The 19,827-nt window shown below is 45.0% G+C and carries 20 protein-coding genes and 3 tRNA genes; 1 reads left to right on the forward strand and 22 read right to left on the reverse strand.

The window, feature by feature from the left end; genetic code table 11:
• Positions 1-27 precede the first annotated feature (27 nt).
• The 11 genes from rplI to LIQ05_RS05460 form a co-directional block, all read right to left on the reverse strand.
• Positions 28-477: a 50S ribosomal protein L9 gene (gene rplI, locus LIQ05_RS05410; protein WP_226819244.1), complete on the reverse strand. Its 450-nt coding sequence runs from the start codon at positions 475-477 to the stop codon at positions 28-30.
• Entirely contained in the window at positions 474-2,528 is a 2,055-nt protein-coding gene (locus LIQ05_RS05415) for a DHH family phosphoesterase (protein ID WP_226819245.1), read from the reverse strand. The genes rplI and LIQ05_RS05415 overlap by 4 nt, the downstream gene beginning before the upstream one ends.
• Before the next feature lie 195 nt (positions 2,529-2,723).
• Positions 2,724-2,990, reverse strand: a complete 267-nt coding sequence (gene rpsR / locus LIQ05_RS05420; protein WP_118583682.1) for a 30S ribosomal protein S18 — start codon at positions 2,988-2,990, stop codon at positions 2,724-2,726.
• Between the two features lie 42 nt (positions 2,991-3,032).
• Positions 3,033-3,485 carry a single-stranded DNA-binding protein gene (locus LIQ05_RS05425; RefSeq protein WP_118583680.1) on the reverse strand — a complete coding sequence of 151 codons (453 nt, stop codon included), beginning with the start codon at positions 3,483-3,485 and terminating at the stop codon, positions 3,033-3,035.
• A gap of 74 nt (positions 3,486-3,559) precedes the next feature.
• Positions 3,560-3,847, reverse strand: a complete 288-nt coding sequence (rpsF, locus tag LIQ05_RS05430; RefSeq protein ID WP_117851485.1) for a 30S ribosomal protein S6 — start codon at positions 3,845-3,847, stop codon at positions 3,560-3,562.
• Between the two features lie 108 nt (positions 3,848-3,955).
• Positions 3,956-4,150, reverse strand: coding sequence for a DUF951 domain-containing protein (locus tag LIQ05_RS05435; protein WP_226819246.1), 195 nt, complete (start codon positions 4,148-4,150; stop codon positions 3,956-3,958).
• Positions 4,151-4,225: 75 nt separating this feature from the next.
• Entirely contained in the window at positions 4,226-4,954 is a 729-nt protein-coding gene (locus LIQ05_RS05440) for an NAD-dependent protein deacylase (RefSeq protein ID WP_226819247.1), read from the reverse strand.
• 85 nt (positions 4,955-5,039) lie between these two features.
• Positions 5,040-5,909 (reverse strand): class B sortase, encoded by an 870-nt coding sequence (gene srtB, locus LIQ05_RS05445; RefSeq protein ID WP_226819248.1) that lies wholly within the window; start codon positions 5,907-5,909, stop codon positions 5,040-5,042.
• A 261-nt stretch (positions 5,910-6,170) separates the two neighbouring features.
• On the reverse strand, positions 6,171-7,697 hold the full coding sequence (locus tag LIQ05_RS05450; protein WP_226819249.1) for an AAA family ATPase: 1,527 nt from the start codon (positions 7,695-7,697) through the stop codon (positions 6,171-6,173).
• 2 nt (positions 7,698-7,699) lie between these two features.
• On the reverse strand, positions 7,700-9,043 hold the full coding sequence (locus LIQ05_RS05455) for a VWA-like domain-containing protein (protein WP_226819250.1): 1,344 nt from the start codon (positions 9,041-9,043) through the stop codon (positions 7,700-7,702).
• The gene (locus LIQ05_RS05460; protein ID WP_226819251.1) at positions 9,033-9,386 is read right to left on the reverse strand and encodes a hypothetical protein; all 354 of its coding nucleotides are present in this window, start codon (positions 9,384-9,386) and stop codon (positions 9,033-9,035) included. The genes LIQ05_RS05455 and LIQ05_RS05460 overlap by 11 nt, the downstream gene beginning before the upstream one ends.
• Positions 9,387-9,591: 205 nt before the next feature.
• Between LIQ05_RS05460 and LIQ05_RS05465 the strand changes: the two genes are divergently transcribed.
• The gene (locus tag LIQ05_RS05465) at positions 9,592-10,821 is read left to right on the forward strand and encodes a 6-phosphofructokinase (RefSeq protein ID WP_226819252.1); all 1,230 of its coding nucleotides are present in this window, start codon (positions 9,592-9,594) and stop codon (positions 10,819-10,821) included.
• A gap of 285 nt (positions 10,822-11,106) precedes the next feature.
• On the opposite strand, the gene LIQ05_RS05470 is transcribed toward LIQ05_RS05465, so the two are convergent.
• The 11 genes from LIQ05_RS05470 to LIQ05_RS05520 all read right to left on the reverse strand — a co-directional run bounded on the left by LIQ05_RS05470 (position 11,107) and on the right by LIQ05_RS05520 (position 19,682).
• Entirely contained in the window at positions 11,107-12,489 is a 1,383-nt protein-coding gene (locus LIQ05_RS05470) for a uracil-xanthine permease family protein (RefSeq protein ID WP_226819253.1), read from the reverse strand.
• Between the two features lie 156 nt (positions 12,490-12,645).
• Positions 12,646-13,056, reverse strand: a complete 411-nt coding sequence (locus LIQ05_RS05475; RefSeq protein ID WP_226819254.1) for an ATP-binding protein — start codon at positions 13,054-13,056, stop codon at positions 12,646-12,648.
• A gap of 230 nt (positions 13,057-13,286) precedes the next feature.
• Positions 13,287-15,104, reverse strand: coding sequence for a S8 family peptidase (locus LIQ05_RS05480; RefSeq protein WP_226819255.1), 1,818 nt, complete (start codon positions 15,102-15,104; stop codon positions 13,287-13,289).
• 120 nt (positions 15,105-15,224) lie between these two features.
• Entirely contained in the window at positions 15,225-15,992 is a 768-nt protein-coding gene (locus LIQ05_RS05485) for a prolipoprotein diacylglyceryl transferase (RefSeq protein WP_226819256.1), read from the reverse strand.
• A gap of 60 nt (positions 15,993-16,052) precedes the next feature.
• Positions 16,053-16,904, reverse strand: coding sequence for an arginase (locus LIQ05_RS05490; protein WP_264292715.1), 852 nt, complete (start codon positions 16,902-16,904; stop codon positions 16,053-16,055).
• Positions 16,901-17,758 (reverse strand): HdeD family acid-resistance protein, encoded by an 858-nt coding sequence (locus tag LIQ05_RS05495; RefSeq protein WP_226819258.1) that lies wholly within the window; start codon positions 17,756-17,758, stop codon positions 16,901-16,903. Before LIQ05_RS05495 ends, LIQ05_RS05490 begins: the two co-directional genes overlap by 4 nt.
• Before the next feature lie 24 nt (positions 17,759-17,782).
• Positions 17,783-19,123, reverse strand: coding sequence for an MATE family efflux transporter (locus tag LIQ05_RS05500; protein ID WP_226819260.1), 1,341 nt, complete (start codon positions 19,121-19,123; stop codon positions 17,783-17,785).
• Positions 19,120-19,416: a hypothetical protein gene (locus LIQ05_RS05505; RefSeq protein ID WP_226819262.1), complete on the reverse strand. Its 297-nt coding sequence runs from the start codon at positions 19,414-19,416 to the stop codon at positions 19,120-19,122. The genes LIQ05_RS05500 and LIQ05_RS05505 overlap by 4 nt, the downstream gene beginning before the upstream one ends.
• Positions 19,408-19,478: transfer RNA gene (locus tag LIQ05_RS05510), tRNA-Cys, on the reverse strand. The genes LIQ05_RS05505 and LIQ05_RS05510 overlap by 9 nt, the downstream gene beginning before the upstream one ends.
• A gap of 28 nt (positions 19,479-19,506) precedes the next feature.
• Positions 19,507-19,578: transfer RNA gene (locus LIQ05_RS05515), tRNA-Glu, on the reverse strand.
• 31 nt (positions 19,579-19,609) lie between these two features.
• A tRNA-Asn gene (locus LIQ05_RS05520) sits at positions 19,610-19,682 on the reverse strand.
• Positions 19,683-19,827: the final 145 nt, after the last annotated feature.

Here is a 19,827-nt window from a genome sequence, read left to right on the forward strand (position 1 = left end):
AACATCCTCTCTTGTAGCTTACGATCTTCAGGCTTCCTCTTTTACCCATACTTTCAGGCTTCCGGTTACCTTTGGATGAAGCTTAACCGGTACATTTGTCACGCCAAGATTACGGATTGGATTTGGAAGGACCAGTTTTTTCTTCTCAATGTCAAGATTCAGCTGTTTTCTGGCAGCTTCGGAAATCTCCTTTGTGGAAACGGAACCGAATGTTCTTCCGCCTTCTCCTACTTTCAGGGTAAGGATCACTTCTTTATCCTCAAGATCCTTTGCAAAAGCTCTTGCAGCCTCTAAGTTCTCCTGGGCTACCTTCTCCTCATTTGCCTTCTGAAGCTTCAGGTCATTTAAGTTCTTTGGAGTTGCCTCAAGTCCCAGCTTCTTTGGCAGGATCATGTTTCTTGCATATCCGTCGCTGACGTTTACAATTTCACCTTTTTTTCCAAGAGATTTTACATCTTCCAATAAAATTACTTTCATTCTTTGAATTCTCCTTCCTGGTATAACTGATCTATGATTTCTTTGATCATCTGCTCTGTCTCATCTTCTGTAGCCTTTACCTGGGCTCCGGCAATGTTCAGATGACCGCCGCCGCCCATTCTCTCCATCATAACCTGCACATTAACCTCATCAATGGCACGTGCACTTACATATACTTCATTATTATATGGAGTCAGAACAAAAGAAGCCTTCACGCCTGCAATGTTCAGAAGCTCATTTGCCGCCTGCGCACCTACTACAGTAGGGCTCTCAAGGCCTTCACTTGGGCATCTTCCGATTGCAAAACAATTTCTGTAAATCTGGGCAGTGCGGACAACCTCCGCTCTTGCCTTATATGCATCAATGTTATCCCGAAGCATTTTGCGGACCCTTGTAATATCCGCACCATTTCTTCGAAGATATGCTGCTGCCTCAAACGTACGCACACCAGAACGTGTGGTAAAGTTATTGGTATCGATCACCATACCTGCATACAGGCAGTCTGCCTCCAGACTGCGAAGCCTGAGATCTTCAGCAAAATACTGAAGGATCTCTGCAACCATCTCACATGTAGAGGATGCATAGGGTTCTACATAGGAAAGAACTGCATTCTGGATGACCTCACTTCCTCTTCTGTGATGATCCAGAACCACAATAGTCCTTGTCAGATACAAAAGATCCTGGCACTCTGTGTAGCTTGGTTTATTGGTGTCTACTACAACCACAACAGTATTGTTGTCTACCAGCTCCTTTGCCTGGCTGCAATCCACGAACATAGACGGTTCGTAATCTGGATTGTTGATGTAGCCAGCCATCAGCGGACGGATGGAAGTAGTAGGATCATTCACTACAATATGCACTGGCTTGCCAAGAGTCTTGCCAGCCCGGTAAATACCGATCGCAGCTCCAAGGGCATCTACGTCTGTAATCTTGTGTCCCATAACCACAACACGGTCCTTGGTGCTCATAAACTCCTTCAATGCCTGCGCCTTTACTCTGGCTTTTACTCTGGTGTTCTTCTCCATCTGCTGGGATTTTCCGCCAAAATAAGTGATAGAATCCCCATTCTTGATCACAACCTGGTCTCCGCCGCGGCCGAGAGCCATCTCAATAGCGATACGGCAATATTCGTAATTCTGAAGATAATTGGCACCGTTCAGTCCGATACCAATGCTTAAGGTAACTGCCATCTCGTTTCCGATATTGACTGTTTTCACCTCATCCAAAATGTGAAAGCGCTGTTCTTTCAGAACCTCCAGAGAGCTCTGTCTCATAATCAGGAAATACTTGTCTCTCTCCAGCTTACGCACAAGTCCATCGAAATTTGAAAAATATTTGGTGATCTTTCGGTCGATCAAGGCGATCAGAAGGGAACGTCTTACCTCTTCTACTCCTTCCAATGCCTCTTCATAGTTATCCAGATAAGCCAGCGCAACTACCAGCTTGTCATCTTCATTCTTCTGAATATACTCCTGCAGCTCTGTCTCATCATAAAAAAACATTGCCACAAGGTTAATATCTGTATCCACATTTTCCAGAATACGTGCCTCGTTTACCACGTCCTTCATGGTGATCAGCTGCATGGAAACCCGATAGATCCTGTCACCAAAGCTGGTGCTCATCTCTGCGATTTCCTGCTTTTCCGGAACGGGAAGCCTCTCAGATGTGATTTCTGGGAAAATCGTGCTGATATGTTTATTGTAAAGCTGCTCTTTTCCAGTAAGCTCTGAAAATACTTTATTGGACCAGATCATTCTTCCGTTGGTATCCATAATGGCGTATGGAAGAGCCAAATCATCCAGAAGCCGCTTCTCAAGAGATTCATATTGATTGGCAAATGCAATCAGATCATTGAGGATCAGCGGTCTGTGAAAACGTGTGAGCAAAAGAGCTGCCACAACATAGACCACAATTCCCAATGTAGCCAGGATTCCTGCTTTCACACTTATCATAAAAATAAGGATATCCAACCAAATAAGAAGTATGGTCAGATACAGCGGCCACCTCATGAACTGCTTCATGGATCCCTTGAATTTCAGTTTTTTATTCATAAGTTTATCCTCACTTGCAAAACCTCAGACAGCACATTACATAACCACAGGCCCCAAATCCGCCTTTTCGTTATAGTATAACAGATTTCTGAGGAATTTTCCATAGAAGATTAAAGGTTACCGCTCACTTCGTTCGCAGTAACCCATTAGATAGAAAAACCGCCACCCATGCGGATGACGGTTTGCACTTCCAAATTAGTCCTGGATGTATGGCATCATAGCAAGATGACGTGCTCTCTTAACAGCAACAGTCAGAGCTCTCTGATGTTTTGCACAGTTTCCTGTGATTCTTCTAGGAAGGATTTTTCCTCTCTCAGAAACATATTTTCTTAATTTTGCTACATCCTTGTAATCGATTTCGTTATTCTCTTTACCACAGAATACGCAAACTTTTTTTCTTCTGCGGCCGCCTCTTCTCTTCATTGGAGAATCTGGTCTTTCGCTTCTATTATTGTAAGCCATGTTGGTTTTCCTCCTGTTTTATTCAGTCTTTAGAGCCAGGCTCTAATTAAATGGCAGTTCTTCGTCAATGCCGTCTGGAATGTTCATAAAGCCCTCTGCAGCGGTTCCCGGGTTCGGCATGGATGCCTCCGGAGCACTTGTGCGCGGATGGGAAGCAGCATAGCTGTCGCTGGAAGCCTTGCTCTCAGCAAACTCCTGATCCTCTACCACAACCTCTGTAGTGTAAACCTTCTGTCCATCGCGGTTGGTATAGCTTCCAGTCTGAATACGGCCTGTAACAGCAATCTTCAGTCCCTGGCGGAAATACTTCTCAGCAAACTCCGCTGTACGTCCGAAAGAAACACACTGAATAAAATCAGCACTTGCTTCTCCGTCACGACGGAATCTTCTGTCTACCGCTAATGTGTATCTGGCAATTGCCAGTGCATTCTCCCCTGCGGAATATCTCACCTCAGGATCTCTGGTTAAGCGTCCCATTAAAATTACTTTGTTCATTCTTCTTACCTCTCTTAATATGCTAAGTGAACGGGCTCTTAATGGTGCTTTCTAAATCCGATTATGCAAAAAGATTATGCGTCTTTTCTGACAACTAAGTATCTTAATACGTTGTCCATGATACGTACATGTCTTTCTACTTCTGCCGGACACTGTGCGTCTGCCTCAAACTGAATAAAGTAGTAGAAGCCTTCATGCATTTTCTGAATCTCGTAAGCTAATTTCTTCTTACCCCATTCTTCAACGTCTGTGATAACGCCGTTGTAACGAGTGATGTATCCTTTAGCTTTCTCAACTACTGCATCACGTACTTCGTCTTCAACTTTTGCGCTAACAACTAATGCTAACTCGTACTTGTTCATGCTTGTCTTACCTCCTTATGGTCTGTTGGCCCTTTGCCTGTCAAAGAGCAAGGATATTTATATATCACGATTTTTGATTATAACATACTTTTTATGAGCTGTAAAGCATCATTTTTCCTTTTTTTGAAGTTTTTTTGTGTTTTTCTCCACCATTTTACGCGGCACCATGATCTGGTGTCCACAGCCCGTGCACTTCAGCCGGAAATCAGCGCCCACCCTTAAGATCTCCCACTCTTTGCATCCGCAAGGGTGACCTTTTTTTAATGTAACAATATCTCCAATTTCATAAACAACTGCTGCCATATATCTATAAACTCCTTATTTCTTCTTTGACACGGACAGGTAAGCCATTACAGCTTACCTGCCCGTATACTCTGCCTATTTGCCCACTTTTATCTGGGAAAACGCCTGTCCAATAGGTTCCTTGATCAGAAGGTCCGCATACCGGTCTCTTGGCGTCGCGGACTTGTTGATCACTACCAGATGCTCCCCGGAAAAATAGTCGATCAATCCTGCTGCCGGATAAACTGCCAGGGAGGTTCCCCCTATGATAAGAACCTGTGCCTGGGAAATCACCCGTACTGCCGCACGAATGGTATCATTATCAAGCCCTTCCTCATAAAGAACCACATCTGGCTTGATGGTTCCGCCGCAGGAACATTTTGGCACCCCTTTTGCAGCCTTCATATATTTGAAATCATAAGACTTCCCGCATTTCATACAGTAATTGCGGTATACGCTTCCGTGAAGCTCCAGAACATTCCGGCTTCCTGCCATCTGGTGCAGATTGTCAATATTCTGGGTAATGACTGCCTTCAATTTTCCTGCTCTTTCCAGTTCTGCAAGCTTCATATGGGCTGCATTGGGCTTCGCCGTATCGCACAGCATCTTATCCTGGTAAAAACGGTAAAACTCTTCTGGATGGCGCATGAAAAAGGTATGGCTTAAGATGGTCTCTGGTGGGTAATCATACTTCTGGTTATAAAGTCCGTCCTGGCTTCGAAAATCCGGTATTCCGCTCTCAGTCGAAACTCCTGCACCTCCGAAAAACACAATATTATCATACTGGTCGATCAGTTCCTGAAGTCTTTCCACTTCTTTACTCATATCCAATCCTCCAATCTCCCGCTTCCTGTAAGAATTCCCCACATGTTCTCAGCTCTGCATTTTTATACCTGTTGTCAGCTGCAGATCAGTTCCCGCTTGTCTGTGCCGTCTGGTCTGCACTGTCTGACTTCTTCACAACATCAATGGTATCCACTCTTTTTCCCTGCACCACATAACGCGTAGACTCGTTGCCAGTACAGGTGGAAAGGGTAACGATCTTATCCTCCACCCCAAGCTCTCCTGGTGTGGTCTTGATATCTGAATAGGAAATGATCTTATTCATATAATCCACAAATTCCTGTCCGGGTCCCTTAAACAGAGTATAGGTATCGCTGTTTACTGCTGTGGTATAGGCTGAAATGATCTCATACCGGTAAGTCTTCTCCGGGGTAAAGATCCAGAAATATTTACTCTTATTATAAGCAGAATCATCCTTACTGAAATTCTTCAGCTGTCCAAACATGGTGCCATTCTTCATATTATGTCCATACACCAGTGTGTTGCAGTCGCTGAAATCCGCTTTATTTTCATAATCAATGAAAATCGTTCCGGCAAAATTGTAGTTCTTCTCGTATGTCATATGAAGATACTGCTCATTGTCCGTTCCCTTAACCACCGGATAACTCACACCGTCCAATGCCTCCACATAGATCCAGCCGATCACATCTGTGTTAATGCTTCGAAGGGAGTCAAAATCAATGTCAAGAGGCGCCTTCAAGGTTGGTCCCTCTGGCCCTGCCGCCTCGCTGTTCTCACTGTCCTTATCCGGATCACGCTCCGTTACAGCCATCTGTGCAATGGCATTGTACTCATCAGAGCCCTTCTTGTACTCTGTATAAATATGGTAAAGATTGTATGCTGCGTAACAGAATATACAGATTGCAGCAATCAGCACAACTGTCAGCAGAACGTCCCCTGCTTTTTTCTTCTTTTTGGGTTTCTTGTCTTCGCTCATACATACCTCCTTTATGTAGCGTTCACTGTTTACAACATGACCAGCAGCATGCTCCTCCTCTCCATAACGGAAACGTTATGGATTCCTTACATCTCACTTATTATAATAGGTACTGGTTTTTCACGCAACTATCATTTCTTATTATAACTCTCTCTGACTTTCCTGTGGTAATTTCCACATTCAGAAGTTCCCGTGTTGCTGCTCACAAAGAATGTTCCGCGATGCTATAACAGTAACGTTCCCGTCGCCAGGCGCAAGATTTCAGTCCTTATCTTCCAAAATCACCCTGCACTCTTTTTGCAGTTCTCTCTCCTGCTTCTGGTAAAGCAGAAGATCACAATTCTGGAAATAATGAGCACATCCATAACTGGATATAAAAATACCTGCCTGGTCATCTGCTGTCAGCTCTGTCTCAAACAGTAAAAGCTCCTGTTCCTTTCCAAAACATTTTTCCAGAAAAAGAAAAGCATTTTCCAGCACTTTTTTCGTCCTTTTCAACAGTTCTCTTCTTCCTGCACAAACCTTTGCAAACAGGATACAGATCCGGCCGTATCCATCTATGATATCCCTGATATGCCATTCCTTCAAGGTCTGGAAATACTCTTCCAGAATCCGGATCTGTTCTTCTTCCAGCACTCCTTCTGCAGAGGTCAGAAGCTCAGAATCCAGCTTCGCCTTAAGCGCATTTCTTCTGGAAAAAATAAATTTTTCCATCGCATCAATACTGTCTTTTCCCTGGAGAAAAGCCTTTAACTGTCTCAGATTTTCATGAAGGGTTTCTGTTTTTTTATCATATTTTTCAAAGGCTGTGATCTGATTTTCTACCACCTGCACGATCAGTTCTGTGACCATAAAGCGTTCTTCAAAAGACGCCTTCTTTGCCATATTGCAGCTAAGTTCATACTGTTCCCGTGTTGCAGTATCCCCAAGAATTTCCAGGAGTTTATAATCTGTTTTATACTTCTCATATAGTCTGTAATAAGAAGCAAAGTCTCTGGCAATCTCTTCTTTTTGAAGAAATTCCCCAATCAATGCTTCGCTGATCTCTACCTGAAGTTCTTCATAACTTTTCAGAATTTCCGACAGATCTTCCCACCCTCTGGCGGTCACAAAAAACTTACCATCTACTGTATTTTCCACCACATAAAAATTCTCTTTTTTCATGGAAAGATAGGATAGAACCGCTCCATGCAGCTTTCTCTTTCTGGCATATTCCAGCCACACATCCGGCTCTGCCTGTATGGGAATTTTACGCACGCGATCCAGTGTTACAATATCAAATTCCCGGACAGATTTATTGTATGAAGACGGGTTTCCTGCAGCTACAATGATCCAGCCTTTTGGCACTTTGTGGGTTCCAAAGGTTTTATTCTGCAAAAACTGCAGCATAGCAGGAGCAAGTGTCTCTGACACACAGTTGATCTCATCAATAAAAAGGATTCCTTCTTTCTTTCCCGTCTGTTCCATGCAGTCATATACCGAAGCAATAATTTCACTCATGGTGTATTCCGTTATATTCATCTGAATACCCCCATAGCTTCGAGAGACGATTTTCGGCAATCCCACTGCGCTCTGTCTGGTATGGTGGGTAATGGTATAAGCCACAAGCCCTACACCACACTCATCAGCAATCTGTTCCATAATGGCTGTTTTACCGATTCCAGGCGGTCCAATGAGAAGGATCGGGCGCTGCCGCACCAGTGGATAGGTATAGATCCCGTTTTCATCTTTTTTCAGATATGCAGCAAGCGTATGGATAATCTCATTTTTGGCTTCTTTTATGTTCATCTTTATGTCCTTTCCACGATTACCAGCTTATAAGCCCAGTTTGGCACAAATCTCATGTTTTCCGTCTTTTTCACAAATACAAAGGCGGTCTCGTAATCCGGTTTCTCCCTGGGATAAATCCCATCTCCGTCAGTAAAATAAATAAGCGCTTTCAGATTCCGCAGTTCCCGCTTCGCCTTTTCCTTCCGGATGAATTCAAAAACAGGACGGAAATCAGTGCCGCCGCGCCCCTGTATGGTGATTTCCTGCATACAGGACCTCCATTCTTCTTCTGAATGCACGATACGGTACCACTGAATACAACAGTCACATTGTACGATATATACCTTCATTTTTTTAAAAAAGTTCTCTCTTGTGCTGAGAATCTGGTATGTTTCCCCAAGAAATCGCTGTACCAGCTCTTTCGAACAGGAACCGGAAGTGTCAATGGCAATCACAAGCTCCTCCAGCCGGTTCACCTCCTTATATTCCAGTGGCTCTATAAGCGGCAGATTTCCATATTGCTCCATCCCCAGATGATAAAAAACATAGTCAAAGCTCTCCTCATCCAACAGGATTTCTTCCCTTGGAAAAGCAAACCTTCTGAGGAATTTCCGGTAGTCATACCTGCCCTTATAATGCTCTTCCAGTTCTTCTTCCATGCTTCCGGCAGTCGCTCCGATCCGGTGCTTCTGCCGTTCTTTTCCCAGGTTCGTGTAGGTAAGGATTCTCTCCCATCTGCTTCTTTTTTCCTCTCTATTTCCCAATATTTTCTCCCATAAAGCATGGTTATCAAAGGAAAAAAGAGTCTCCATTTCTTCTATTTCAAAAGGAATTTCATCCTCCAAAAGCCTCTGATAGATCACCTCTGCGGAGGGAATTTTCCCTTCAAAGGACTGTAAAATTTGCTTTCTTTTTCTCTGTTTTTCGTCTGAAAATCCCCATAAATTCTTGGGAAGATTCTCCTCTGTCAGAAGCTCTACAGCCAGATCACAGGCCAGATTCCAGAGGCGTTTTTCTCTCTTTTCCCCATAAAAAGGATGGAGATAAAGACAATGAAGCAGCATGTGAAGATACCCTCTTTTCAGCATTTCCGGTTCTTTTGCCCAGGTCTGGATCAGAAACAGGGGCTGTGCTTTTATGCACTCTCCATCGGTTCCAATAGACGTAATCTGCGTCTTTGTGCCTATTTTATCTACACTTTGCTTCGCCGAATCAATCTCTTCCATAACAAAAGGAAGTGCCGCTGCACCCTGTGAAAAAAAGGGAAAACGTGCGCATATTTCATTCTTACAGGTGTATAGGATCTTTAGTCCCATGTCCTGGTAAATCTTGTTTTTTTCTTTAATTTTGCTATCAGAGTTCAAATGTTTTATCCTTATATCCGTACTTGGAATCCTTTAGTTTCATCAGCCACACCAGGCTCTCAAGCCTTCGTTCCTTCCTTGCTACGGCAATAAACTGATCCAGTTCCTCTGCTCCAAACCATCCCTTGGCTTCAAGCTGCTCCATTTTCAGCACATTTTCTTCCTGGATCAGTGCTTCCATAGCCGGGCGGATCCGGCGCTTCAGGTATTGTCCATAGACTTTTTTTTCTGCTTCTTTGTCCTTTTCCTCTGAAAAAAAACCTTCCAGTGCACAGGCAAGCCTGATCCGCTCTTGCCCGGTGGTTTGAAATTTCCGGTACAGAATATTCTGTTCTTCTTTCATTTCTAATCCTTATAAATGCTTAAGGAGGCAGATTCTCCACTTATTTCTGCTGTCTTAAACATCACACTTTGCTTTTTTTAGCAGTTTCCCTGCCCTTTATTATAATCCATCCATCCCTTTCCCACAATCGTATTTTTCGGATTTGCCACATTCACCATCCCCTGTTATAATAAGGCTATTAAGAACAACAGGAGGTTTCACTAAAATGGCAAAAAAGAATCTGATCGTCGGACAGTCCGGCGGACCTACAGCAGTCATCAACAGCAGCCTTTACGGCGTGGTATCTGAGGGAATCCGCCAGGAAGAAATTGGACATGTTTACGGCATGGTAAATGGAATCGAGGGATTCCTGAAGGGCACTGTCCTGGATTTTGAGGAAGCACTTCCAGAAGAAAAATTGGAATATCTCACCTACACTCCAGGCGCATACCTTGGTTCCTGCCGCTATAAGCTTCCGGAATCCTTGGAGGATCCGGTTTATCCGGAGCTTTTCCGTAAATTTGAGGAGAGGAACATTGGATGGTTCTTCTATATCGGCGGCAACGATTCTATGGATACGGTGAGCAAGCTTTCCCGGTATGCGGCAAAGATCGGCAGCGATATCCGCATTATCGGTGAACCGAAGACCATTGACAACGACCTTATCCACACCGATCACACCCCGGGATTCGGAAGCGCTGCCAGATATGTGGCTTCCACAGTCCGTGAAATCACCCTGGACGCCAATGTTTATGAGAAAAAATCTGTCACCATTGTTGAGATCATGGGACGTCATGCCGGATGGCTGACTGCTGCCAGTGCCCTTGCCCGCAAATACCCAGGGGATAACCCCCTTCTTATTTATCTTCCGGAGACAGCCTTTGACACAAAGGAATTTTTGAAAAAGGTAGAGGCAAGCTTCCAGAAAAACTGCAACGTTGTGGTCTGCGTTTCCGAGGGAATCCATGATGAGAAAGGCACTTTCATCTGCGAATATGACAATTCCGTAGGCACAGACACCTTCGGCCACAAAATGCTGGCAGGCTGCGGCAAATACCTGGAGAATCTGGTTCGCAGCTGCCTTGGTGTGAAAGCACGCTCCATTGAGCTGAATGTAAGCCAGCGCTGCAGTGCTTCCATGCTCTCTGATACGGACCGCCAGGAGGCCATTACAGCCGGTATTTTCGGCGTTCAGGCTGCACTTAAGGGAGAGACAGGAAAGATGGTTTCTTTCATCCGTCAGGAGACCTCTGAGGGAGTCTACCAGATGAAATGCGGACTTGAGGATGTCAACGAGATCTGTAACGAGGAGAAAACCGTTCCCCTCTCCTGGATCTGCCAGGATGGTTCTGACGTGACCGAAGACTTCATCCGCTACGCCCACCCGCTGATTCAGGGACAGGTAGAACTGCCTATAGACAAGGACGGCCTTCCGGTTTGTGTTTATAGAAAATAGCACCAGCCCCATCATCTGGCTCTTAAGGCCCAGACAACAATCTTTAAAATACTCGCAACAATCTCCAAAATTTCGTACACGCATGTATGTTAACGCAAACTTTGGCCCGTTGCCCGTATAAATTAAAAGAACCCCTTTCTTCACAATATCGGATACTACGAACCTTAAAGCCTGTTTGAAAAAGGCTTTCGTATACCCGGTATTCCATAACAAAGGGGTTCTTATTTTTATTGAATTTTCACGTACAAACAGTAAAAACACCCAGTTCCCACCGTTTTCCCAGCACTACTCATTCCCAAACATCTTATGATCCTCTTCCAGCTTCTCCTGGATCTGACTATCGTGGATATTCTCTTCCTTCTTTTCATCTCTTGACTTCGGCAGGATCAGATTCAGACAGACTGCAATAAGGGTTGCCAGCACAACCGGGGATTTTCCGAAAATGGTGGTTACCCATGCAGGAAGTGTAGCAAGTGCTGCGTTCGCCTGGGAAACACCCACGCCAAGTGCTGCTGCCAGACCTACAATGGAAGAATTCCGGTAATCCATCTCGGCTGAAGCCACCAGCTTCATTCCGGTCATGGCAATGGAAGCAAATACAGATACGGTGGCACCACCCAGCACACACTGGGGAATGGTAGTAAGAAGTGCAGAAAATTTCGGCACAAACCCTGCAATTCCAAGGAAAGCAGCTGCCAGCCCCAGAACCCACCGGTTAATAACCTTTGTCGTGGTAACAATACCAACATTCTGGCTGTATGTAGCAGTCGGAAGACCTCCAAACAACGCTCCCACAATATTGGTGATACCGTAAGCCACAATACCACCCTGAAGCTCCGAATCCTTTGGCGTCCGGTTCATAGCCCCGATGGTAGTAGCAGAATAATCACCGATTGCCTGAATGGAGTTGATGGCAAAAAGCAATCCAATAGCCACGCATGCCGAAATCTCAAAATGCACTCCAAAATGCAGCGGCTGCGGTACCTGGAACACGCTTGCTGCCCCTACGCTGGAAAGATCCACCATGCCAAAAGGAATAGACACAACATATCCAGCCAGCATACCGATCAAAATAGAAGAAAGCTTCCAGATTCCCTTTCCAAAGTGATTCAGGACAGTTACTACAGCAAGTGTGAAAAATGCCACCAGCCAGTTCTGCCAGGAGCCATAGTCCGGATTAGAGGTTCCTCCAGCCATGTAGTTGATCGCAGTGGGATACAGGGAAAGTCCGATGGTAAATACTACTGTCCCTGTGATCAGCGGAGGGAAAAAGACCCGGATCTTCTTCACCATGATTCCCATAAAAATAGCCACAATACCGCCCACGATCTGCGCTCCCAAAATGGTGTCGATTCCATATCCGTCCGCAATAGCCTGCATACTGGGCACATATGCGAAGCTGACGCCCATAATAACAGGAAGTCCCGAACCGATCTTAAACTTCTTCCCTAACGGAAAAAGCTGGAGCAAAGTAGACAGCGCTGCAACTACCAGAGCTGCCTGAATAAGAATGACCTGATCCTTATTCTCAAGACCTGCTGCACCTGCCACAATAATGGCAGGGGTGACACATCCCACGATCATTGCAACTACATGCTGCAATGCAAGAGGAAGAGCTTCCTGTATCCGCGGGATACCATCCGTTTCAAAAATACTGCCTCTTTTCATAATGTTTTCCTGCTTTCATTTGTTTTTTACAGTATAACAAATCAGGTATACAAAAACAATTAGATGAGCAAAAAATCTTTTGCTATAATATTTACAAAAAATCTTCGCGTTTTTTGTGAATAATTATTTTGAAACATAATTTTCCTTTTATTCCATTTAAATGAGTTTCTTTTTCAGGGTTAATATATTCTGCCCATCAGCATATTCATAAAAGACCTCATCCATCGTTTTCTTCACCAGGAAAATCCCAAGTCCGCCAATTTCCCGGTCTTCAAGGTCCAGCGTAATGTCCGGATCCTTGTTCTCCAGTGGATTATAGGGAACGCCCTGGTCTATAAAGGTCAGTGTAACCGTCCGCGGATTCTGCTCCATTTCAATCTGCAGGGTGGCGTTTCCGCTGCCGTCTCCATAAGCATAGTAGGCGATATTTCCAAATATCTCATCTATGGCAACGTCCAACTGCATCTGTATCTTCAACGGACAGTCGTTTTCTTCCAGAACTGCGTTTACAAATTCTGTGACCTTATCCACATTCTGTACCTTTGCTTCAACTGTAATACTTTTCAATTTTCAATGCTCCTCTGTTTACTCTTTTCCCGGCAACTTATGCTTTTTATTATTGTCAGAATATCCTCACATTCTTCCTGTTGTGTCTCAATTTCATGAATTTATTATACAAAAGAGGTATATTTTGTGTCAAGTTTTCATGGAAACTTTTGCTCTTATCGAGGAAAATAACCGAAAAAATGGCGAATGTGACTCTTTTAACTAGAAGTTCTTTTCTGCATTCCCGCCTCTTACGTCAGCAATTCAAATGTATGATACAGATCCATCCGCCCAAATCCCCAATCCCGATTGGGGTAAGTAAGCCGGTCTTCTCTCTTCGCGCCTCGTGTAATATAGTTTTTTACGCTGGAGCCTGTAAAATATGGCTGGTTGCCCCGCACGACGGCCCATTCAAATAAAAGTGCAGCAGCACCGGCGGTCTGAGCTGCGGAGAAACTGGTTCCGGATGCAAGACCGTAGAGTCCGTTTAGCTGCGGTACACGGATCTGGACGCCTGGTGCCGCCACCTGGGGAACCACATTTCCATCTGGCATAAAGCCCCGGCTTGCCTGGACATACAAGCTGTTGTCCCGATACTGATAAGCAGTCACTGTAATACTTTCCAGGGAATCCCCAGGCGCAGTCACCGTATTGTAAGGCGACGGTTCCAGAAAATAGGTTTCTTCAGAAATCAGCCCCTGTACCGGAAGCCACATGTGAAACTCCACATTCTGCCCATCCCGGCCCTGCACAAAAATCCGCCAGATGCCAGCTGCAGGCTGAATAAACCGAAAATATGCCAATGTATATCCCGTCTGCCGCTCAATGGAGACATAATTCACTTCCACCCTGGTCTCCACAAAAATAAAAGACAATTCCTGTGTCACATCTCCCAGCGATGCACTGATATCCAGAATTTCCCCTGTTGGCGACTGCAAAGACAGGTTATAAATTTCCGGAGGTTCGCCCCAGAATTCCAGGGTAAATCCAGGCTCCTTATTTCCCACCCGAAGCTCTGCTGACGCCTGATTTTCCCGGTGCGTAAGACGTCCTGCATAGTGGTGCCTTGCCGCACCCTCATTTCCCGCCGCAATAGACACCGAGATCCGGGAAAACTGGGATGCATAATCCACATAAATGCTTAAAGGATTTCTCCCAATATGTGCCCCCTGGCTGCTGCCAATCCCAAGACACACCGAAAGGGGCAGCTTCCTGTCATTTGCTGTGCGCACTGCGAAATCCACCCCCATCATAATATCATTTTCCTGAAAAAGCTCCGCCTCAGAAGGAAAAAGATAAAACTCCCGGAGATATTTTTTCGCCTGCTTTACTTTCACCACGATCAGCATGGCTTCTGGCGCCGCCCCGGAAAAGTTTTCTTCTGGAAAATAATTTCCAGCTGCCACAGCCGCCATCCTGGTTCCATGTCCGTTGGTATCTGTAGAAGGAACAATTTCCAGGGGATTTTCAGATGCCAGCGCCCGGTCAATGTCATTTTTCCAGAACACTCTGCCATATGGCACCTCTGTCCCGTCTCCCTCCAGAGTCTGATCCCAGATACAAAGGATCCGGCTGCCCATCTCGTTCTGAAAAAGAGAATTTCGGTAATCAATCCCGGAATCCACAATGGCAATTGCCGTTCCCTGCCCCTTCAACTGCAGATAGGGATGCTCCTGAAGCCTTGTAATTCCCGAAGCACTAAGACTTCCAAAATCCATATGGGTATAACATTTTGGAATAAAGCTATAGGAATAGGTACTAATGTTTAACGCATCAATTTCAGTCAATGGCGCATAGACCACCCCATAAATTGCATTGATCTTCTGAAAAATAAGGCCCGGGACATCGCCCAGGTCTTTCTGAAAATCCCCCATATATTTTACAACAAAGTCCGCATACATTTCATTCTGCGCTGGCGACACCACAGCCTGCACGCTTAGCTGGTCCTTATTTCCAGACTTTTCGTCTCCGCCTGCCAGCGCCCTCTTCTTCGGTTCTGCTGCTTCCATTTCCTGCCACTGATCTGTGTCCATCAGCTTTTCACGAAACTCAGACCTTTCCTTTTTCATAGCTGCCCCCTAAAGTTTTTCACTTAAGAGTATGCCTTTTTTCGCATTTTATGCTTTCGATTTTTAGGATTATCAGAAAGCCAGCACAGAAATCTGTATTCTTATAATTCTATCGTTTTATTATAGCCCTTTTTTCTCATCTCTTCCTGAAAAAACCACCAGCAACACAATCCCTGCCACAAAAGTAAACAGCGAAATAAACTGTGACGTAGAAAGCGCTCCCACACTTCCCCTCGCCAGATCTCCCCGGAAAAACTCCAGCACAAACCTTCCTGCACTATAAAAAATCAAATACGCTGCCGCCGTCTCCCCATCCCGCTTCTGCCTTTTCAGGATCAGAAGCAGCAGTCCATAATGAATAAAATCCAGTATACTGGAATAGATCTGCGTAGGGATCAGTGCCACTCCATCAGGCGCAAATGTAGAGGTGTGAAACGTAATGGAAAGGGCACTTTCTGTCTCTTTTCCGTAGCAGCATCCTGCCAGCAGGCATCCAATCCTTCCAAATCCCTGGGCAAGTGCCACAGAAGGCATCAGCGTGTCAAAGAACTTCAAAAAGTCCAGCTTCTCCACCTTGCAGTACACATAAGCTGTGAGAATTCCACCGATAATTCCGCCAAATACCACAAATCCATCAGTCAGGGTATCTCCCAGAAATCCCGGGTTCTTCACAATGCTCTTCCATTCTGTGATCCAGTACAGGATTTTCGCTCCCAGGAAGCCTCCAGCCACGCACCATACTACCAGGTAAAAAACATGTTCATAAGGCAGCTTTCTCTTCTTCGCCCTGTTTTCCCCGGTAAAATACGCCGCCAGGATCCCGATGGCGATCATCAGGCCATAGCCATATATGGTAAAAGGACCAATCTTTAGAAGTTCATTTTTCATAATCTTTCATTCCTCCAGTCGCGAAATACCCTCACGCTCTGCTGCCCGTGAGAACGTTATCTAAACAGCTCTCCCATCTAGTCTTTTTAAACAATCCTTCCAGAACTTCAAAAGTTCGCCGTTTGCATGATCATTCCTGCTATTTTCCATGCTTTCGTCTGGATCACATTCGCCACAGATATCCACCTGCAGGATTCTGCCGCCTTTCTCAGAAAAATGATTTTCCAGGCAGGACAGGCCTTCCAGCATTTCCTCCAAAGTCATATCCCCCTGACTCCAGGTAGTCGCTGCTGCTTCCGTACAAAGCACATCCTTGTCAATTGAAATATACAGTGGAAGGTCCGTAGGAAGTTCCTGAAGCAGCGTGCTTAACACGCCCAATGTATTCACAGCACCACTTTCTGTTCTAACGCCTCTATCGCGGCTTTTCCCATTCAGACTTTTAGCCCTGTCCTCCGCCAGTTTCTCCCTGGACAAAAAATGCACCCGGGTTTTAAACTGTTCTTCCACCTGTCCATAGGCTTCCTCATCTGGTCCCACCAGCCAGACCTCACGGAGATTCCCTACCTCCTCCAAGGCACTGGCGATCCATCCTCCGCAGGACAAAAGCCCTCCAAAAGCAGGCAGCTGCATATCCGTATGATTATCAAAAACCAGCAGATGAAAAGGCTCTGCCATTCTTTCTGCCCCGATTCGGCTCATATAATGATAATTGCCCGAATCAATGAAATAAATTCCAGAAGCCGGATATTTCTCCAATCTGTCCAGGATCTGCCCCCGGGCTTCCCCGTCACAGTAGCAGTTTGTCCCGGAAATGCCCCTGAGATCCACCCAGGAAACCTGCTCTTCCCCATAAAAATCTTCCTCCTGGTAAATCCCGGAAAAATCTAAGATTACAATCTCTGGTTTCAATCCTTCCACTCCTCCAGAATTTCTTCCTCTGGTTCTTCACTGACAGTGTCAGCACTTTCATTTGCTTCCGGCTCATTCTGACTCTCAGATGCAGTTTCATTCGCAGCAATATCTGAATCATCTCTCTCAAAAGCACTTCCATCCACTGTTTCTGCTGCACTTTCAAAGCTTTCCCCAGCAGCTGTATTTTCTGCGCCAAATCGCGCCTCCGCATTTCCATGATTCTGCTCATATGCAGCAGAATCCAGCTCTGTGCTCTTCTCTGTCTGAGATTTCCTTTCTTTTTTCTTCTCATTCTCTCCTTCAGTCTCAATTTCCTTCTTCAGCCCATGCTTCAACAGGAAATAGAAAATAATATCCAGCACTCCATTTGCCACAAAAATACATCCGGAAACCTGCACCGCCATCTTGATCTCGCTAAACGGATTTACCAGGATCAGCACTCCCAGCCCTATAAAGATCAGGCTCTCCACCAGAAATGCCTTCCACACACCCTGTTTCCGCTTCTTCAGCTTCAGGCTGCCTCTTAACATCCAGATGCTGTCTACCAGAATAAAGGCTCCCAGCATTAACGTAAGAAGTTTCACAACTACAGTTGGATTCATAAACAAAAAGATTCCAATCACCAGCACGATCACACCGGAAAAAAGATCCAGCATGGTAGAGTTATCTTTTTCCAGTACAAAAATCACAATGTGATAAACTCCTGCCCCGATCAAAACCAGCCCAAATATTACCTTACAAAGCACATTTACTGTCTCTACAGGCATCAGCGCCAGACAAAGTCCAAAAAGGATGTAAAAAATAGCTGTAGGAACCTGTCCGCTGAAAATCTTTTTCTTCTTTTCTTCCATAAAAAAGTCCTCCTGTTCTTCTTTTTACCCAATTTTCGTATTCTTATATACATGAACAAAATATATAATTTCCACAAATGCCGTAATTCCCCATGAAAAAATATACAACAGGTACAAAGACGGAATGGTCTTGAAATATGCGAAAACGGTATTTACCCAGACCATTCGGAACACACAGGATCCCAGGATCACAATGATAGTTGGCACAATACTTTTCCCCAGAGCACGGGAAGCGGCAATGGCACTATCCATAAATGCAGAAAATCCATAGCAATACCCCATAATGGTCAGTCTCTTCATACCAGCCTCCACCACGGCCGGATCATTGGTAAAAAGCCCCAGAAACTGTTTTCCGAAAATAACCAGGCTGATACCTCCGATCAATCCAATTCCAAAAGAATACGCCAGACTGATCAGATAGCTGTTCCGCACCCGGTCTCTTTTACCTGCACCATAATTTTGTCCCATAAAGCTTCCGCAGGCCGTATAAAAAGCAGCCATGGAATCATATAAAAGAGCATCTGCATTGGCCGCTGCAGAATTACCTGCTACCATTGTTGCATCAAAGGTATTGACACCAGCCTGGATAAACAGATTGGCAAGCTGGAAAATCCCATTCTGAAGCCCTGCCGGAAGACCAATTTGAATAATATACTCCGCCATTCTCTTATCAAACTTCAGTTCCAACAGACGAAGTGCATAATCCCCGCCCATTTGTGCCAGCGCCCGCAAGATCAGGAATGCGGATATATACTGGGAAATAATACTTGCTGCGGCAACACCTGCCACATCCATCTTACAGACAATTACAAAAAACAGGTTCAAAACCACATTTACCACGCCAGCAGCTGCCAGATAATACAGCGGCTTCTTCGTGTCTCCAAAAGCGCTGCAAACTGCATTACCAAAGTTGTAAAGAGCCAGCGCCGGCATTCCAAGAAAATATATCCGGATATAAAGAACAGCTCCATTAAGAAGCTCTTCCTTGGTATTCATCACCTCCAGGATCCATTTGGAAAAAATCATTCCAAATGCCAGCACGATCAGCCCTGCTGCCAGACTTACCAGAAGCGCCGTATGTATAGTTTGAACTGTACTTCTCTTATCCTTCGCTCCAAAGAATCTTGCTACCAGAACATTGATACCGCCAGCCATACCGATCAGGATCCCGGTAAAAAGAGTTACCAGTGTGGTGGTAGATCCCACTGCCCCTAAGGATAAAGATCCCGCGAACTGCCCGATCACCGCAATATCCGCCATATTAAACAACACCTGCAAAAGATTGGTCAGCACAAGAGGAATACTAAAAAACAGCATTTTCCCCCAGATAGACCCAGTTGTCAGGTCCTGTCTGTTCTCCTTCATTCTACTATTTCTCCTTCATCAACCCCAAAATTATTTCTGGCAGTTCTATCTGCTTCTAGAGCCTGTTTGCAAAATACTAGCTTTTCCCAGATCCCCTCACCAGATTTTTCAGCGCAAAAAAGAGGCCCCGTGGACCTCTTTTCGCCATCGTTATATGGATTATAACACTGCCCTTCTCTTTTGTCATTGTCTTTTGCAAAAACTTTTCCGCCTTGCTTCCTGTAACATTCATTCGTACCTTCTAAATATAAAAAAGCCCTTGATTCTTCATCAAGAGCTTCAAGAGGTGCCACCCAGATTTGAACTGGGGATAGAGGTGTTGCAGACCTTTGCCTTACCACTTGGCTATGGCACCATATTATTTAGTTATTCGCCGAAGCGAATGACTCCAAGGGGATTTGAACCCCTGTTACCGCCGTGAAAGGGCGGTGTCTTAACCGCTTGACCATGGAGCCTTATCAAATCGGGCTTCATGCTCCGATTAAACTCCCCCTGTTGGACTCGAACCAACGACACTTCGGTTAACAGCCGAATGCTCTACCGACTGAGCTAAGGAGGAATAAAAGGTATTTTGTACCTTCAAAACTACATACATGTTACATCCTTGTCGGAAATTTGTCAAGAATCAATTTTAAACCTTGCTATTATTGGTCAAGCCCTCACCCTATTAGTAACAGTCAGCTCCATGTGTTACCACACTTCCA

The organism is Blautia glucerasea, from assembly GCF_020537505.1.
Classification (GTDB): Bacteria; Bacillota; Clostridia; order Lachnospirales; family Lachnospiraceae; genus Blautia_A.

Excerpts from the sequence above, each read along its gene's own strand:
- rplI (WP_226819244.1), bottom strand. The coding sequence starts at position 477 with ATGAAAGTAATTTTATTGGAAGATGTAAAATCTCTTGGAAAAAAAGGT.
- LIQ05_RS05415 (WP_226819245.1), bottom strand. The coding sequence starts at position 2,528 with ATGAATAAAAAACTGAAATTCAAGGGATCCATGAAGCAGTTCATGAGG.
- rpsR (WP_118583682.1), bottom strand. The coding sequence starts at position 2,990 with ATGGCTTACAATAATAGAAGCGAAAGACCAGATTCTCCAATGAAGAGA.
- LIQ05_RS05425 (WP_118583680.1), bottom strand. The coding sequence starts at position 3,485 with ATGAACAAAGTAATTTTAATGGGACGCTTAACCAGAGATCCTGAGGTG.
- rpsF (WP_117851485.1), bottom strand. The coding sequence starts at position 3,847 with ATGAACAAGTACGAGTTAGCATTAGTTGTTAGCGCAAAAGTTGAAGAC.
- LIQ05_RS05435 (WP_226819246.1), bottom strand. The coding sequence starts at position 4,150 with ATGGCAGCAGTTGTTTATGAAATTGGAGATATTGTTACATTAAAAAAA.
- LIQ05_RS05440 (WP_226819247.1), bottom strand. The coding sequence starts at position 4,954 with ATGAGTAAAGAAGTGGAAAGACTTCAGGAACTGATCGACCAGTATGAT.
- srtB (WP_226819248.1), bottom strand. The coding sequence starts at position 5,909 with ATGAGCGAAGACAAGAAACCCAAAAAGAAGAAAAAAGCAGGGGACGTT.
- LIQ05_RS05450 (WP_226819249.1), bottom strand. The coding sequence starts at position 7,697 with ATGAACATAAAAGAAGCCAAAAATGAGATTATCCATACGCTTGCTGCA.
- LIQ05_RS05460 (WP_226819251.1), bottom strand. The coding sequence starts at position 9,386 with ATGAAAGAAGAACAGAATATTCTGTACCGGAAATTTCAAACCACCGGG.
- LIQ05_RS05465 (WP_226819252.1), top strand. The coding sequence starts at position 9,592 with ATGGCAAAAAAGAATCTGATCGTCGGACAGTCCGGCGGACCTACAGCA.
- LIQ05_RS05470 (WP_226819253.1), bottom strand. The coding sequence starts at position 12,489 with ATGAAAAGAGGCAGTATTTTTGAAACGGATGGTATCCCGCGGATACAG.
- LIQ05_RS05480 (WP_226819255.1), bottom strand. The coding sequence starts at position 15,104 with ATGAAAAAGGAAAGGTCTGAGTTTCGTGAAAAGCTGATGGACACAGAT.
- LIQ05_RS05485 (WP_226819256.1), bottom strand. The coding sequence starts at position 15,992 with ATGAAAAATGAACTTCTAAAGATTGGTCCTTTTACCATATATGGCTAT.
- LIQ05_RS05495 (WP_226819258.1), bottom strand. The coding sequence starts at position 17,758 with ATGGAAGAAAAGAAGAAAAAGATTTTCAGCGGACAGGTTCCTACAGCT.
- LIQ05_RS05500 (WP_226819260.1), bottom strand. The coding sequence starts at position 19,123 with ATGAAGGAGAACAGACAGGACCTGACAACTGGGTCTATCTGGGGGAAA.